The organism is Bradyrhizobium sp. NBAIM08 (assembly GCF_020193935.1).
Classification (GTDB): Bacteria; Pseudomonadota; Alphaproteobacteria; order Rhizobiales; family Xanthobacteraceae; genus Bradyrhizobium; species Bradyrhizobium yuanmingense.
Window position 1 is genome coordinate 1 of record NZ_JADYVR010000366.1, and the last position, 446, is coordinate 446.

1 protein-coding gene is annotated in these 446 nt (G+C 44.6%); it reads right to left on the minus strand.

Annotation, left to right across the window (positions count from 1 at the left end; genetic code table 11):
* A partial coding sequence (locus tag I6F37_RS39930; RefSeq protein ID WP_225154367.1) for an NAD(P)/FAD-dependent oxidoreductase occupies positions 1-446 on the minus strand: 446 nt, incomplete at both ends.

Here is a 446-nt window from a genome sequence, read left to right on the forward strand (position 1 = left end):
AGCATTTGCTCACGCAGGTTGATCTTTTTCTGGCGTACTTTTTCGGAAAGTATACCAACGCCCACGTTTGTCATTCCGTTCGGCAGCGGGAATATCCAAAAATAACCGGGCAGTACTTCCGGTAAAAAGTGCAGCTCAATAAAATTTTGCGGATGCAGATCCGTAACTCCGGAATAATAAGCCCTCAGTCCGACAGAATACGATTTTAGCGGATGAGCATCTTCAAAAAAGCTTTTGCGCACGAGGCTTTTATCACCATCTGCACCTACTATCAGCGGCGCGGTGATCTCGTAATTGATATCCTTATGCGTGAACAGAGCCTTAATGCTGCCATTGGCCTGCCGTTCTATTTTTTCGATAGATGCCTTCTGATAAATGGTTGCATAGGGAGATTGCAGTTTTTCAAAAAGAAAATTATCAAATACGAGCCTGGGCGTCGTAAAGCC